The sequence below is a fragment of the Winogradskyella ouciana genome (assembly GCF_965284585.1).
GTDB classification, from domain to species: Bacteria; Bacteroidota; Bacteroidia; order Flavobacteriales; family Flavobacteriaceae; genus Winogradskyella; species Winogradskyella ouciana.
Window position 1 is genome coordinate 2225496 of sequence record NZ_OZ260095.1, and the last position, 14109, is coordinate 2239604.

The 14109-nt window shown below is 34.6% G+C and carries 16 protein-coding genes; 11 read left to right on the top strand and 5 right to left on the bottom strand.

The window, feature by feature from the left end:
* Window positions 1–89: 89 nt before the first annotated feature.
* The 4 genes from ACQ65V_RS09780 to ACQ65V_RS09795 form a co-directional block, all read right to left on the bottom strand.
* A complete protein-coding gene (locus ACQ65V_RS09780) occupies window positions 90–692 on the bottom strand; it encodes a short chain dehydrogenase (RefSeq protein ID WP_430467759.1) in 603 nt (200 codons plus the stop codon).
* 10 nt (window positions 693–702) lie between these two features.
* Entirely contained in the window at window positions 703–972 is a 270-nt protein-coding gene (locus ACQ65V_RS09785) for a CBU_0592 family membrane protein (RefSeq protein WP_430467760.1), read from the bottom strand.
* 44 nt (window positions 973–1016) lie between these two features.
* Window positions 1017–1319, bottom strand: a complete 303-nt coding sequence (locus ACQ65V_RS09790) for an ArsR/SmtB family transcription factor (protein ID WP_430467761.1) — start codon at window positions 1317–1319, stop codon at window positions 1017–1019.
* Between the two features lie 224 nt (window positions 1320–1543).
* Window positions 1544–3352, bottom strand: coding sequence for a serine hydrolase (locus tag ACQ65V_RS09795; protein WP_430467762.1), 1809 nt, complete (start codon window positions 3350–3352; stop codon window positions 1544–1546).
* A 184-nt stretch (window positions 3353–3536) separates the two neighbouring features.
* On the opposite strand from ACQ65V_RS09795, the gene ACQ65V_RS09800 reads away from it, so the two are divergent.
* The 7 genes from ACQ65V_RS09800 to ACQ65V_RS09830 are packed head-to-tail and all read left to right on the top strand — an operon-like array spanning window position 3537 to window position 7876.
* Window positions 3537–4172 carry a tetratricopeptide repeat protein gene (locus ACQ65V_RS09800; protein WP_430467763.1) on the top strand — a complete coding sequence of 212 codons (636 nt, stop codon included), beginning with the start codon at window positions 3537–3539 and terminating at the stop codon, window positions 4170–4172.
* 9 nt (window positions 4173–4181) lie between these two features.
* Window positions 4182–5534 (top strand): histidine kinase, encoded by a 1353-nt coding sequence (locus ACQ65V_RS09805; protein ID WP_430467764.1) that lies wholly within the window; start codon window positions 4182–4184, stop codon window positions 5532–5534.
* A 60-nt stretch (window positions 5535–5594) separates the two neighbouring features.
* Complete coding sequence (locus tag ACQ65V_RS09810) at window positions 5595–5921, top strand: 2TM domain-containing protein (RefSeq protein ID WP_430467765.1); 327 nt, start codon at window positions 5595–5597, stop codon at window positions 5919–5921.
* A gap of 12 nt (window positions 5922–5933) precedes the next feature.
* On the top strand, window positions 5934–6278 hold the full coding sequence (locus tag ACQ65V_RS09815; protein WP_273293035.1) for a 2TM domain-containing protein: 345 nt from the start codon (window positions 5934–5936) through the stop codon (window positions 6276–6278).
* A gap of 49 nt (window positions 6279–6327) precedes the next feature.
* Window positions 6328–6648: a 2TM domain-containing protein gene (locus ACQ65V_RS09820; protein ID WP_430467766.1), complete on the top strand. Its 321-nt coding sequence runs from the start codon at window positions 6328–6330 to the stop codon at window positions 6646–6648.
* On the top strand, window positions 6645–7124 hold the full coding sequence (locus ACQ65V_RS09825) for a DUF2306 domain-containing protein (RefSeq protein WP_273293031.1): 480 nt from the start codon (window positions 6645–6647) through the stop codon (window positions 7122–7124). Before ACQ65V_RS09820 ends, ACQ65V_RS09825 begins: the two co-directional genes overlap by 4 nt.
* Window positions 7121–7876 (top strand): LytR/AlgR family response regulator transcription factor, encoded by a 756-nt coding sequence (locus ACQ65V_RS09830; RefSeq protein ID WP_430467767.1) that lies wholly within the window; start codon window positions 7121–7123, stop codon window positions 7874–7876. The genes ACQ65V_RS09825 and ACQ65V_RS09830 overlap by 4 nt, the downstream gene beginning before the upstream one ends.
* Here the strand turns inward: ACQ65V_RS09830 and ACQ65V_RS09835 are convergent, their stop codons facing one another.
* The gene (locus ACQ65V_RS09835; RefSeq protein ID WP_430467768.1) at window positions 7877–9064 is read right to left on the bottom strand and encodes an LETM1-related biofilm-associated protein; all 1188 of its coding nucleotides are present in this window, start codon (window positions 9062–9064) and stop codon (window positions 7877–7879) included.
* A gap of 170 nt (window positions 9065–9234) precedes the next feature.
* Between ACQ65V_RS09835 and ACQ65V_RS09840 the strand changes: the two genes are divergently transcribed.
* The 4 genes from ACQ65V_RS09840 to ACQ65V_RS09855 all read left to right on the top strand — a co-directional run bounded on the left by ACQ65V_RS09840 (window position 9235) and on the right by ACQ65V_RS09855 (window position 14068).
* The gene (locus tag ACQ65V_RS09840; protein ID WP_155089689.1) at window positions 9235–9888 is read left to right on the top strand and encodes a DUF4331 family protein; all 654 of its coding nucleotides are present in this window, start codon (window positions 9235–9237) and stop codon (window positions 9886–9888) included.
* A 26-nt stretch (window positions 9889–9914) separates the two neighbouring features.
* Window positions 9915–10478, top strand: a complete 564-nt coding sequence (locus ACQ65V_RS09845; RefSeq protein ID WP_155089690.1) for a DUF4331 family protein — start codon at window positions 9915–9917, stop codon at window positions 10476–10478.
* Between the two features lie 87 nt (window positions 10479–10565).
* Window positions 10566–11843, top strand: coding sequence for a tetratricopeptide repeat protein (locus ACQ65V_RS09850; RefSeq protein ID WP_430467769.1), 1278 nt, complete (start codon window positions 10566–10568; stop codon window positions 11841–11843).
* A gap of 2 nt (window positions 11844–11845) precedes the next feature.
* Window positions 11846–14068 (top strand): TonB-dependent receptor domain-containing protein, encoded by a 2223-nt coding sequence (locus ACQ65V_RS09855; RefSeq protein WP_430467770.1) that lies wholly within the window; start codon window positions 11846–11848, stop codon window positions 14066–14068.
* Window positions 14069–14109: the final 41 nt, after the last annotated feature.

The following is a 14109-nucleotide window of genomic DNA, read 5'->3' on the forward strand; positions in this document are numbered from 1 at the left end:
GACGCAACTAAGTTAGTTAAAACGGATGAATTTCCGATAGGGAATTCAGTAGTTATTGCGCTTACACGTTGTTGGCAACTGGCTTTATTTTAGTCGTAAATTCTAATTATTTCTCCATTTCCTTTTCCGTTTACACTTCTTACATATCCGTTAATTACTTTTTTCATTGGTATCGGATTGTGTCCTGGGAAATAGTCTTTGTATTTTTCATAAGCATCTTCAACCATTCCAGAAGAAACAACATTTACTCTAATTCCGTTTTCAATTTCAAGCGCAACAGCTTGAACAAAACTATGAATTCCGCCATTTACCATAGCAGCACTCGTTGTTTTTACAACTGGGTCATCTGCTAAAATTCCTGTGGATAGAGTTATGGAACCATTTGAATTTAAATAATTCTGTCCAATGCGTACAAGATTAACTTGTCCCATTAGTTTGCTTTTCAGTCCGATATAATAATCGTCTTCAGAAAGTTTATTGAAATCGTCCCATTTTGCTTCTCCAGCGATACAAGTTATAGCGTCCACTTTTCCAATCTTTTCAAACATTGACTTTATTGAACTACTATCAGCAATATCAACAGTCACGTCTCCATTGGTTCGTCCAGCGATTAAAATTTCGTTCTTTTCTTTAAAATGAGAAACAACAGTTTTTCCTATCGTTCCGTTTCCTCCAATTATTAAAATTTTCATTGTTTTAATTTTAAGTTAAACATTTAGTCTTGTTGCATTTCTCTTTTTTATTTCTTGACTTATATATTGTTAAAGTTGCAATGACACTCCAAAGTAAATTAGTTACAAATGGTGGAATTGCATTATAGTAATAACAGTTTATGGCTATTAAAAGACCTCCAAGTAAGTTTAAATACTTGCTATGATCTAAATACTTTTTATTTTCAATGAGGGTTAGGGCATAGGCAAGGATTATTAATCCTGAACCTGACCAACCTAAAATGTCAATTAATAATCTCATAGTTTGTTATATTGCGAAATGTCGATATGTTCTAACAAATTTTTTTAAGTTAAAAAGTCAGTAAATTGTTTAATAATCTTTTCGTTTCTTTTTAAATAAGACCATTTTCCGTGTCTTGTTGATATTAAAAGTCCACATTTCTCCATATTAGTCAAATATGTTGAAATAGTCGATTGTGATAATCCAGCTTTTTCTTGAATATAAGTAACGCAAACTCCATCATTAAAATGTTTTAATGTCTCGTGTGGTGGGAAATGTTTTTCTGGTTCTTTCAACCATTCCAATATCTGAAATCTGATTTGGTTCGATAAACATTTACCAATTTCTGTTGCCGTTTTCAAATTCATACTGCAAACATATCGATAAATCTCGATATATAAAATGAATTTGTATTTTTGTTTGAAGTTCGATGTTTTTTTAGCTTGTTGCCAACTCGTTATATCCAAACAAAAAGTTGTCATATCCCAATACATTTTCGGGATATGAGTACTTTTTATTTGTGTTTATCAGTCAATAAAACTAAAAAAAGTTTCTACATTTATATACGTAGAACTACGTAATCTTATAGAAATCACTCCTCAATCTTCCTTTTGGCTACAAAAGTACCATTGGGTTGTATAAACTTTACCTGGTCTATTTTACCATCGGTTTCTATAAACTCTACTTTAAAGCCTTCTAAAGTTTTAAAATTAAATTTATGTACAGCTGTTGGGATGAGTGCGTATTCGGGTTGGTTGGGTACAAATACGTAAAGTACATTTTCGTCTTTAATGTAGGCTTTTATTTCCGTGCCCATTAGGTCGTACTTACCAACATATTGTTCTAAGGTTTCGGTATCTACATCTATAGAATTTGGTGTGCGCTTAAAAGCTATAGCATCTGTCATTGGCTCTATAGCTATTTTACCATAATCTATGTCACCAGCGTCATTAGCGCTAAATGTCATTTTTACAGATTTGCCAATACCTGTGGTATCTATTTTTCCGTCTTTAACGTCTAACAGCTCAAAGGTGTCGTAATGGAAATGGTTTAAGTATATGCGTTCTCCGTTTAGCTCGGAAAAGAGCGAGTCATTTTCTACAATAATATCAAACTTGCCGTAACCTTTATGCTCGTAAGTACCTGTATAATCTAATAAAGTATGCGATGGTCTGGTGTTTTTTACGTTAGATACTTCGGTGTCTTCCTCTGCTTCCTCCATGGCTTTAAGGGCTTTTTCGGTGTCTTCTTTGTGCTTTTTTGCCCATTCGGTTTTATCTACTTTTAGCATGTGGTCTGCTACTATATTTCTTATTAAATTTGGCACTGCAGAACCGTTTTGGTTGGCTAAAACCACAATCCCTAATTTATCGGATGGGTAAAATGCAACATTGGCAGAAAAGCCATCAATATTGCCACCATGTTCTACCACATAATGGCCTTTGTAAGAGTGTAAAAACCAGCCATAACCGTAATTTGCAAACTGTACATTTGGCAAGTCTTTGGATGGAGTACCACCAGAAACTACCATCTGGGAGCTCATAGCTTCTTTGATATAATTTTCTGGGATGATTTGTGCTTCTCCGTATTTGCCGTCGTTAATCCATGTGATTAACCATTTACTCATATCATTAACACTACTGTTTATGCTTCCTGCTGGAGACATGCCAGCAATATCGTAGTAGTCCGTTTTTTCAATGTTTCTGTCCACATCCAGGGTGTAACCAAAAGCTACATTGGTACTGGTTTTCATGCCATCAATGATGGTGTTAGAGCGATCCATACCTAATGGTTTAAAAAAGTGTTCTTCAATATTCTCTTCCCACGACTTTCCTGTAATTTTTTCGGTAATAACACCTTGCGCTAAAAACCCAAAGTTATTGTAATACCATTGTTGGCGTATACCTGTAAAGGGTTCTTGGTATTTTATTCTGGCTAATAAACTATCCTTATTGTGTGTTGGGAAAAAATACCAAGAGCCATCGTGTCGAGGTAAACCAGTACTGTGGCGCATTAAATCCTTTATGATAATGTTGTTATTCATATCATTATTATAAAACTCTAATTCAGGGATATGTTTTCTTGGGTTGTCATCAAAAGACAGCTTTTCATCTTCACGTAGCAATCCTAATAATGCAGAAGTAAATGCTTTGGTAGAAGATCCAATGGCAAATAAGGTGTTAGCGTTTACAGGTACTTTGTTTTCGTAATCACTATAACCAAAACCTTTGGCATAAATGATTTTATCTCCTTCTACAATGGCAACTGCAAAGCCTGCAGCTTTGGTGCTTTCTAAAACAGAATTAAATTGTTTTTCGATGCCTTTAAGGCGTTTATCGGTTTGCGAAAACGATACTATTGTAAAAAGTGCAAGGGCAATGGTAAGAATACGGCTATTCATTTTTGGTTGGTTTTAAATATTGTGGTTACAGTAATATGTATAGAAAGGCCTCAGTAAGTTACTGATTTTTTGGAATAATTTTGAAAAATTACAATTCGTCATTAATTTTTTACAATTCGGTAAGTCTTGTTTTATAAATGTTTAGATACTGTAGATATTTGTATCAAATCAAAAACATAACCTTATGAACATAATAGTAAAAGTCGCGGTAATATTAATAGTTAGTCTTGTGAGTTCTCATACAGAAGCACAAACTAACTTTGAAAAAGGGATGACCAAAGCCTTTGAACTTTGGGAAGCCGATAAATGGGACGAAGCCGAGAATATGTTTGAGCGTATAGCCAAAGCAGAAGATAAAGAATGGTTGCCCAACTATTACATCGCACAGATCAATAGTCTAAAAAGCTGGAACGAAAAAGACGAAGCGGTTTTAAAAGCACAATTAGACAAGGCACAAGAACATTTGGATTTGGCCATGACCAAAAGTGAGGACAATGCAGAACTATTGATAATGCAAGCACAGGTTTTAACCAATTGGGTAGCCTTTGATGGCATGACCTACGGTATGAAATATGGCCAAAAAATAGGAGAACTGTATGCTAAAGCCTTACAACTAGAACCTGAAAATCCGAGAGCAGCTTTTTGTAAAGCGGAATGGGATATGGGAAGTGCCAAATATTTTGGTAAAGATACTGCACCATATTGCAAGGATATTGAAACATCAATTGAACTTTTTGATACCTTTAAGCCTGAGACGGAGTTTCATCCAAATTGGGGAAAGGAGCGTGCAGAGCAGGTTGTGGAATCTTGTAAAGAATAAAAAGTAATTATGTCAAAGTCAATTAAATTTCTAACAGTTACATTCTTCATTGGATGCGGTATTTTTGTAATTGGAAACCTATTGTCCAGAGGTTTTAACTACAATACGATCAATGATTTTTTGATTGATTTTTTCTTCTATCAGCTCTATACGTATGTTATAAGTTATACCAATACCCAGTATTTTGATTATATGAAGAAACGTGAGTTTCGAGATTATGAGGTTGCGAAACGTATAATCTATGGTATTGCTGGTGCTACAGTTATTACGCTTATCTGTATTTTCTTTCTAAGAGTTTTAATAGAGGTATTGATTTATAAAATGCCGTTTCAAGTCTTTATAGAAAATGAATCTTGGAAAGGTTATTCTTTCGGTCTGTGGATTACATTGAGTATCATTTCCACCTTTTATGTGGTTTATTTTTACAACCGTTACCAGAAAAATAAAATTAAGGAACAAAAAGTTATTGCTGGTGCTGCAAGTGCCAAGTTCGATGCTCTTAAAAACCAATTAGATCCGCATTTTCTATTTAATAGCTTAAATGTACTGACCAGTTTAATTGAAGAAAACCCAGATAACGCACAGCGTTTTACAACGTCGCTTTCTAAAGTCTATCGCTATGTTCTGGAGCAAAAAAACAAGGAATTGGTCACCGTAGATGAGGAATTGGATTTTGCCAAAACCTATATGTCGCTTATAAAAATGCGCTTTGAGGATAGCATCATTTTTGAAATTCCGGAGAAGGCGTCAAATCCTGAAAGTAAAGTTGTTCCATTATCATTACAGCTACTTTTAGAGAATGCGGTAAAGCACAATATGGTGACGACGAGCAAACCGTTGCACATAAAAATCTATGAAGATGGTAATCACTTGGTGGTGATGAACAACCTTCAGCCCAAACAAATTGTAAAGAAGAGTAGTGGAGTAGGATTGGACAATATAAAACAACGCTACAAACTACTGTCTGAACGAAAAGTTTACATCAATCAAAGAGAAAAGGATTTTGCAGTTGCAATTCCTATGCTCACAAAACAAGTATCAATCATGAGAACAACACAAAAATCACAAGAACGTCTAAACGACGATTATGTTAGAGCACGCAAGCGTGTGGAAGAGCTAAAGGCATTTTACTATAGCTTAATTTCCTATTGCTTGGTGATTCCGTTTTTAGTATTTATTTGGTATCAATTTTCCAGACATACCATTCAATGGTTTTGGTTTCCGATGATAGGCTGGGGCATTAGTTTATTGTTTCAAGCGTATAGGGTTTATGTAGATGATGGTGCTTTGGGTGCCAGATGGGAAGAACGCAAAATTGAAGAGTATATGCGTAAGGAAGATGAAAGAAGCCGATGGAGTTAGGATTATCCCAGCCTTTCCGAAGGGAAGGAGTAAAAACATAGATCAACAGGAATATTAAAAATGAAAGATAAGATGGACTCAAAAAATTCAGATTTAAAATATATAAAGGCCAAGAATAAGGTCGAAAAGGAAAAGGCATTTTATACGCACTTAGGAATTTACATTGTAGTAAACTTAATGATTACGGGTTTCAAGGTTTCTGATAACCTTGATACATGGGAATCTTTTATTGGTGAGCTGTTGAGTTTGGATGTGTTTATAACCTGGTTTATCTGGGGAATTGTTCTGATTATGCATTTTATATCCCTGAAATTTGGATTAAAATGGGAAGAACGAAAAATAGAAGAATTAATGAACAAGGAATTATCTAATAATTCTAAAGAATAAAAAATCAAAGTGATGGAAAAGTACAGTTTAGAACCATATGAGGAAAAAGAAAAGGTTTCGGATTTTAGAAAAGAAGAAGCGTATCTGCGCGCCAAGAAGAAAGTAGATGCATTAGTTGGATTTTACTGGCATTTTGCGGTTTATCTTGTTGTCAATATTTTTTTGATATTGTTGATTGGCCTCAACTCAGATCAAGGATTTAGAGGTTTTGGACCTTATGCCACAGCTGTATTTTGGGGTATTGGATTGTTCTTTCATTTTATTGGTGTTTTTGGTCCCGATTTCTTTTTCGGCAAGGACTGGGAAAAACGAAAAATGAAAGAGTTTATGGATAAGGAGGAACGGAATTGGGAGTAGGTTCAGTTTGCGGTCTGCAGTTTTCAGTAATCAGTTAATAAATAAAACCATGGAAATACCAGAAGATAAGGAACAACGCATTCTACAAGCCAAGAAAAAAGTAAGACTGCTAAAGCTGTTTTACATCCATCTTGCTGCATACATTGTGTTTGTAGCCTTACTGAGCTATAACCTATACATAGTTGAAGGCTCTTATAAGAATAATATCATAAGTCTTAATTTATCTATTATAGTGGCTTGGACGGTTTTTATTGTAATCCATGGCTTTAAGGTATTTAAGGACTGGACACTATTCAACAAAAACTGGGAGGATAAAAAGTTGAGAAAATTTGCACCAAAAGAGGAAACGGAAAAGAAAATGTGGGAATGAATTACCTTAACGACATTATACATAGTAATATCGGTTGGTTTCATTTTATAACCGCTGTAATAGCAATGATAACTGGTACTATAGTTTTGGTAAACATTAAGGGAACCATTTTTCATAAGCGTACAGGTTATATTTATGTGCTATCTATGTTGTTATTGAATATTAGTGCTTTCTTCATTATGAATTTTGGAAGTTTTAGCCTATTTCATTTTTTTGCTATCGTAAGTTTAGTGAGCATCTTAGGAGGCATGATTCCAACGCTTAAAAGAGGAAAAAACTGGTTTGCCTATCATTTCTATTTTATGAGTTGGTCGGTTGTAGGCCTATACTGTGCCTTTTGGGCAGAGGTAGGGACACGTTTTGTAGATAATATGAAAGACTTTTGGTGGATGGTAGCCTTAGCAACATTTATAACGGCTTTCATCGGAAGTAGGATTATTAATAAAGAAGCTAAAAAATTAAATCTCAAAAAATGAATATTATAATTATTGAAGACGAAAAACCATCGGCAAGACGTTTACAGCGTATGCTAAAATCATTGGATGTTGAAGCGGAAACCATGTTACATTCCGTAGAGGAATCCATTGAGTGGTTTCAGAATAATGAGCACCCAGATTTAATTTTTTTGGATATTCAGCTTAGTGATGGGTTGTCTTTTGAGATTTTTGAAGCTATAGATATTAATTCGGCAGTAATATTCACCACAGCCTATGATGAATATGCGCTTCAGGCTTTTAAGTTAAATAGTATTGACTATTTATTAAAACCAATAGATGAAGACGATTTAAAAAAAGCTGTTGAAAAATTTAAGAGAAGGACTCCGCAAAAGCAATCCGTGACTTTAGATTTTAATGATATTAAAAAACTATTGGTCAACCCGATTGAACGTGAATATAAAAAGCGATTTTCTGTTAAAGTTGGGCAGCACCTAAAGCTTATCAATATTGATGATATAGAATGTATTTACAGCGAAAATAAAGGTACTTATGTATTCACCAATGAAGGCAGAAATTACCTTTTGGATCTTACTTTAGATCAGTTGGAAGACGAGCTAGAGCCACATGTGTTTTACAGGGTAAGCCGTAAGTTTTATGTAAATATTAATGCCATCAAAGATATTATTAGTTACACCAACTCAAGACTTCAGATTAAATTGAACCATTACAAAGAACAAGAAATCATTGTAGCCAGAGAGCGTGTAAAAGATTTTAAAAACTGGTTAGAATAATTATTTCTCAATTCTATTATCATCAAAAGCCGAAGGCAGCATATTTGGAATAAGCTTAGCAAATAGAGGCAATAGAATGGCACCTCCTGGTAGCATAAAGATGGCTAAACTCGGAATAGTTTTTAGGAGATCCAATAATTGGGACTGCATTTGTTTTTGTTCCTCTTTGGTAAGGTCGGTATGGGTGGATTTAGTAATAAGTGCCAATAAATCTTTACTTTGATTCAATTCCTTTACCAATCGTTTGCTATTTCTTTTCAGTAGTTTGGTAACTAATTGTGATGAGTTTTCATAAAAATTTGAAATTGGGTTTGTTTGCTGAAATAACAGAATTTCTTTTTTATGCTTTTTATGAAAGTCATCTACATCGATAAGAGATTTTTGTATTTCATTGCTTTCTAGGCCCAATCGTTTTGCCAAACTCTGAAGAAACCTAAATTCCGATTTTTCGAGTATCTCATCATCCCATATGGATAAGCACATAAGGTCTATGAGATATTTTTTTTCGTGAAGGTTAATGTTGTATTCAATATCATAGATGAGGTCTTCAATATCCATTTCATCATCATCAACATAAGAGGTTGAGGTTTCAATGATCTCTATGACTTCTTTGTCGTGATCCGTTATCTTGCTCTTAGAATTCAATGACTGATAAAGTGTACCAACTATTTTACTTTCTAAGTTTGCCGCATAATTTTTTATGTTGATGTCATTTTTAAGGTGCGTTTCAAAAGTTAGGACATCTACATACAATAGAGCGTTGGTTATAGATTTGTTGAAATTTCGAGTCAGAAGGTTGTCATCAATTTGAATACGGTCGTGTATCAATCGCTCTAATAGTGAGCTTTCACTTTTCCCAATGACCAATTTATCCCATATGGATAGATCTGAAACTTCAAGTTCTTTATAAAAATTAAGAAGCACAGTGATAAATTCATTGCTGCTAAATTTCGCCTTCTGAAAATGATATATATGATAGAGCGCAGTTAAAAGATTTATTTTGGCAAGTTCATCTTCAGAATAGGTATGGGTTTTTTCTATGGTATTGACTATTTCAACATTAACACCATAAATGAACCCGTTTTCTTTTAGGCCATTGTACAGCCTTTCATAATTCTTAAAGGGAATATTGCCTTTTGAAATTTGGGAATAAAATTTTTCAATCCAACCACTAGTTGATGGGTTCATAATCAAAATTAAAAAAGTGTATCTCCAAATATAATCTAAGTTAATCTTATATCCACAAGATTGTGTAAAACCCACCTCATTTTCACGTTAACAAAATATTAACAAAACCGCACCTTTCATTTTTTCGTAAGTAGAGCAGAGACACAAATAATTAACAAAATCTCAAAATTATGAAAAAAACAAAAATTTTAATCGCAACGGCAATATTAGGTATTGCTACATTCGTTGCAATCGCAGCCGATCACATTGATGCTCCCGCTGTTTCAGGTGGTACAAGTGATATCACAGACTTTTATGCCTTTCAAGGCTCAAATTCTTCAAACATAGCGTTTGTTGCTAATGTACAAGGACTTTTAGCTCCAGGTAGTACAGCAGCTGCTTCGTTTGATGAAAATGTAATGATTGAGTTTAACATAGACACTTCTGGTGATAATGTTGAAGACTTAGTAATACAAGCTATTCCACGAGATGGTAAGATGTATATATTCGGTCCGGTTTCACCTACTCAAGCAGGATTAAGTAGTACTATTATGACTAACTCTAGTAATACAGCAGTAGTTGATATTACACCTTATGGACAATCAGCTATCGTAGCAAGTTCTGGTGGAATCATGGCTTTTGCTGGCCCAAGAGATGATCCTTTCTTTATGGATTTTGCTCAATATGGTGAAATTATTGCTGGTAACGCAACTAGTTTCAACGATCCAGGTTCAGACACATTTGCTGGTACAAATGTTCTTTCTGTAGTTGTTGAAGTTCCTAAAACTTTAATTGGTGGATCTGGGACAATCAACACATGGGTAGAAACTAAAAGAAAACAATAAACTCAAAAATTTAAAATTTAAAAATTATGAAATTCAATAAAATAAAATTATTCGCTATTGCAATTTTAGTGTCAATGACAGCTTACAATTGTAATAATGATGACGATAGTAACATGAATCCTCCATCAGAACCTGATTTCTCAGGGACTTATGTTCAACAAGATCAAATGGCAAGACCAGCTGTTAATACAGTATTCGTATCGAGTGGTATGAAAGATGCTTTTAACACTACTGTGCCATCACAACAAAATGCTTCATTTCAAGCAATGTTTGAAGCTAATTTAACCGGATTAAGTCCAGCTTATGCAAATCCAGGTGACCAAAATGCATTAGGATTAGATGCAGCTGCATTTACAGGGTTATTAGCCACTGATGTTTTAAATGTTTCTTTAGACGGTACAACAACGTTTTTTGATGGAACTAATGTTTTAACGGGTAGAGCTTTAGCTGATGACGTTATAACAGTAGAGCTATTGTTAATCTTTGGTGGTGAAGATTTCACTGAAAACCCAGGATTATCAGACGATAATGTTGACGCTAATGATAAAGCATTTTTATCATCGTTCCCTTACCTAGCATCTCCTTGGTAAGATACTAAATAGAAATTCTGAAGTAGGACAAAATTTCTACTTCAGAATTTTTTTAATATTAAATCAAAACTCAAAAATTCAATAATCATGATACTAAAAAGAATACTTCCCTTTATTTTAATAGTAATGACGTTCAGTTGTAATTCTAATAAAGTTACTGAGTCTGAAGAATACAAAGCATACCTGTCAACTACAATAGATAAAGAAAAATTAATGTCCAATGCACAATTCTGGACAGATAAGTTAAAATCAAATCCGGATGAGTTTCCATACTTAGTGAAACGTGCCGGAGAATACACACAGATATTTAATGCTACAGGTAATATAGATTATCTGATTAAAGCAGAAAAAGACCTTATTAAAAGTATAGAGCAAACAAACGGCATATATGCATCGCAATATAGAGCCTTAGCTTCAAATTACATTTCTCAGCACCGTTTCAAAGAAGCTTTAGAACTGCTAGAAAAAGCAAAAGAGAATGGCGAAAAATTAAATAGTACCAAGAAAATGCTATTTGATGTGCACTTAGAACTTGGTAACTATATGCATGCGGAATCTTATCTCAAAGAGATAAAGAACAAATCTGATTTCGACTACCTTATTAGATCGGCCAAATGGGAAGACCATAAAGGCAATTTAGATGGTGCCATAGAACAAATGGAAAAAGCTGCTGCTATTGCAGAAGCTTCAAACCTTAAAGATATTAAACAATGGTCTTATACTAATCTTGCTGATTTTTATGGTCATGCAGGTGAGATTAAAAAATCGTATAACCATTACCTAAAGGCACTGGAGTTAGATCCTAACGATGCTTATGCCAAAAAAGGAATTGCATGGATTTTATATTCACATGAGAATAATCCGGATGAAGCCTTAAAAATATTAGATCATATTTCAACCTACTATCACGCACCAGATTATGATTTGCTGAAAGCGGAAATTGCTGACTTTATGAATGACAGTGAGTTAAAATCTGAAGCTATCAATAATTATAAAGAAGCTGTAAGAAATGAAATGTACGGGGATATGTACAATAAATATAATGTTACGCTATACGCTGAAGATATGCTATTGCCAGAGGAAGCTTTAGCAATTGCTAAAAAAGAAGTAGAAAATAGACCAACACCACAATCTTATGATTTACTGGCTTGGAGCTATTTCAAAAAAGGTGATGTAGAAAAAGCCAATGCTATTGTTGAAGAATATGTCGAAGGCCAAACTTATGAACCTGGAGTACTATACCATATCGCCGAAATCTATAAAGCGGTAGGCAAAACAGAAAAAGTAAAGGAATTAAAAAGTGAGTTGGTTGCCAGTCTCTATGAACTTGGACCTACAATGGCACCAAAAATCAAACAACTATAATTATGAAGAAACAAATTTTAGCGCTGCTATTATTTGGTTGTTTTTCAGTTATAGTACAAGCCCAAAATGTTAAGGGCTTGGTTTTAAATGAGCTCAATCAGCCATTAGAGGCGGCTTACGTATATAATCAAAATTCTCAAAGTCATGCACATACCTCAGAAAACGGTGTGTTTGTGATAGCGGAAACCAAAGTAGGTGATTCCTTAAGAATAGGACTTTTAGGCTATAAAACTAAAGTCGTTAAAGTTGAATCCACGGATGAGGTAAAGATTATACTAGAGGAAAAAATATTTCAATTAGATGAAATGGTAATACGAGAAGAATTAAATACGGTGAGTACAATTTCGAGGTTAGACTTGAATATAACTCCTGTTAATTCATCTCAAGAAGTGCTTAGAAAAGTACCAGGTTTATTCATTGGCCAGCATGCTGGTGGAGGTAAGGCCGAACAGATTTTTCTTCGTGGTTTTGATGTAGATCATGGTACAGATGTTTCCATCTCAGTAGACGGAATGCCTGTGAATATGGTTTCTCATGCACACGGACAAGGCTATAGTGATTTGCACTTCGTTATCCCAGAAACAGTTAATAAAATTGATTTCGGTAAAGGGGCTTACTATGCTTCAGAAGGCGATTTTAATACTGCTGGTTATGTTAACTTTAAAACTAAGGATTACTTAAAGGAAAGTAGTATTTCATTTTCAGCCGGTCAGTTTAATACGTTGCGTACTGTTGGATTGTTCGACCTTATGGAAAATGTAAAGAACAAAAATGCCTACGTCGCTATGGAATACATTGCTACAGATGGTCCGTTTGAATCTCCACAGAATTTCAATCGTTTAAATCTCTTCGGTAAATATGTGATGTATTCGCCAGAGAACGATAAGTTGACCTTAACGGCATCGCATTTTACAAGCCGTTGGGATGCTTCTGGTCAGATTCCACAGCGCGAAGTCGATAATGGAAACATTACACGTTTTGGAGCTATAGATGATACTGAAGGTGGCGAAACACAGCGAACTAATTTAAATGTCACTTTTGATAAGTACATTTCTGAAAACACAAAGCTGAGTGCCAACGCCTTTTACTCGCACTATGCGTTTGAACTGTATTCTAACTTTACCTTTTTCTTGGAAGATCCTGTAAATGGTGATCAAATTAGACAAAAGGAAGACCGAAACATTTTTGGTGCAAACACCGCTTTAAATTATACAACGTTTTTAGGCAGTACAGAATTTAATTTAACTACGGGTTTAGGTGTGAGACACGATATTGTTGATGATGTAGAATTGTCGAGAACCTTAAACAGAACTGAAACTTTAGAAAACATACAACTTGGAGACATCAACCAAACCAATATAGATGCTTTTGTAAATGCTGAATTTGATTTCGGGAAGTTTAAAATAGCACCAGCCTTACGCTTGGATTATTTTAAGTTTCTGTACAACGATCAATTGCAGACCAACTACGAGACACAATCGGAAAATAAAACGATTTTAAGTCCAAAATTGAATTTCTACTACGATGCTAAAGACAACTTACAGTTGTACTTAAAATCTGGTTTAGGATTTCACTCCAACGATGCTAGAGTAGTGGTAGCCAATGAAGGTGAAGATATCTTACCACGTTCTTATGGTACGGATTTAGGCTTTGTTTGGAAACCATTTTCAAAATTGGTGGTGAACTCTGCTTTATGGTACTTGTTTTTAGAACAAGAGTTTGTCTATGTAGGTGATGCAGGTATAGTTGAGCCTAGTGGTAAAACACGACGTTATGGAGTGGACTTAGGCTTACGCTATCAAGTGAATGATTGGTTGTTTTTAGACACCGATGCTACATTGACCAATGCCAGAAGTATAAACGCACCAGATGGTGAGGACTATATCCCATTAGCACCAGATTTTACACTTGCTGGTGGACTATCAGTTAACGATTTAGATGGTTTTTCTGGTGGATTACGATTTAGATATTTAGATGACCGACCAGCCAATGAAGACAATTCTATTGTAGCCGAAGGTTACTTTGTCACGGACTTTAATATTAATTACCAATTAAACAATGTCACATTAGGATTAGCTGTAGAAAATCTATTTGATGTGGATTGGAACGAAACTCAATTTGCTACAGAGTCACGCTTACAAAACGAAGCACAATCTGTGGAAGAAATACATTTTACACCTGGCACACCTTTCTTTATTAAGGGAACGGTAAGCTATAGGTTTTAGGATAGTCAACACTTAGTTTGTGGGGAAGCAAATTAAGTTAG

Excerpts from the sequence above, each read along its gene's own strand:
- ACQ65V_RS09850 (WP_430467769.1), top strand. The coding sequence starts at position 10,566 with ATGATACTAAAAAGAATACTTCCCTTTATTTTAATAGTAATGACGTTC.
- ACQ65V_RS09780 (WP_430467759.1), bottom strand. The coding sequence starts at position 692 with ATGAAAATTTTAATAATTGGAGGAAACGGAACGATAGGAAAAACTGTT.
- ACQ65V_RS09830 (WP_430467767.1), top strand. The coding sequence starts at position 7,121 with ATGAATATTATAATTATTGAAGACGAAAAACCATCGGCAAGACGTTTA.
- ACQ65V_RS09855 (WP_430467770.1), top strand. The coding sequence starts at position 11,846 with ATGAAGAAACAAATTTTAGCGCTGCTATTATTTGGTTGTTTTTCAGTT.
- ACQ65V_RS09795 (WP_430467762.1), bottom strand. The coding sequence starts at position 3,352 with ATGAATAGCCGTATTCTTACCATTGCCCTTGCACTTTTTACAATAGTA.
- ACQ65V_RS09820 (WP_430467766.1), top strand. The coding sequence starts at position 6,328 with ATGGAAATACCAGAAGATAAGGAACAACGCATTCTACAAGCCAAGAAA.
- ACQ65V_RS09825 (WP_273293031.1), top strand. The coding sequence starts at position 6,645 with ATGAATTACCTTAACGACATTATACATAGTAATATCGGTTGGTTTCAT.
- ACQ65V_RS09800 (WP_430467763.1), top strand. The coding sequence starts at position 3,537 with ATGAACATAATAGTAAAAGTCGCGGTAATATTAATAGTTAGTCTTGTG.
- ACQ65V_RS09815 (WP_273293035.1), top strand. The coding sequence starts at position 5,934 with ATGGAAAAGTACAGTTTAGAACCATATGAGGAAAAAGAAAAGGTTTCG.
- ACQ65V_RS09805 (WP_430467764.1), top strand. The coding sequence starts at position 4,182 with ATGTCAAAGTCAATTAAATTTCTAACAGTTACATTCTTCATTGGATGC.
- ACQ65V_RS09810 (WP_430467765.1), top strand. The coding sequence starts at position 5,595 with ATGAAAGATAAGATGGACTCAAAAAATTCAGATTTAAAATATATAAAG.
- ACQ65V_RS09790 (WP_430467761.1), bottom strand. The coding sequence starts at position 1,319 with ATGAATTTGAAAACGGCAACAGAAATTGGTAAATGTTTATCGAACCAA.
- ACQ65V_RS09835 (WP_430467768.1), bottom strand. The coding sequence starts at position 9,064 with ATGAACCCATCAACTAGTGGTTGGATTGAAAAATTTTATTCCCAAATT.
- ACQ65V_RS09785 (WP_430467760.1), bottom strand. The coding sequence starts at position 972 with ATGAGATTATTAATTGACATTTTAGGTTGGTCAGGTTCAGGATTAATA.
- ACQ65V_RS09840 (WP_155089689.1), top strand. The coding sequence starts at position 9,235 with ATGAAAAAAACAAAAATTTTAATCGCAACGGCAATATTAGGTATTGCT.
- ACQ65V_RS09845 (WP_155089690.1), top strand. The coding sequence starts at position 9,915 with ATGAAATTCAATAAAATAAAATTATTCGCTATTGCAATTTTAGTGTCA.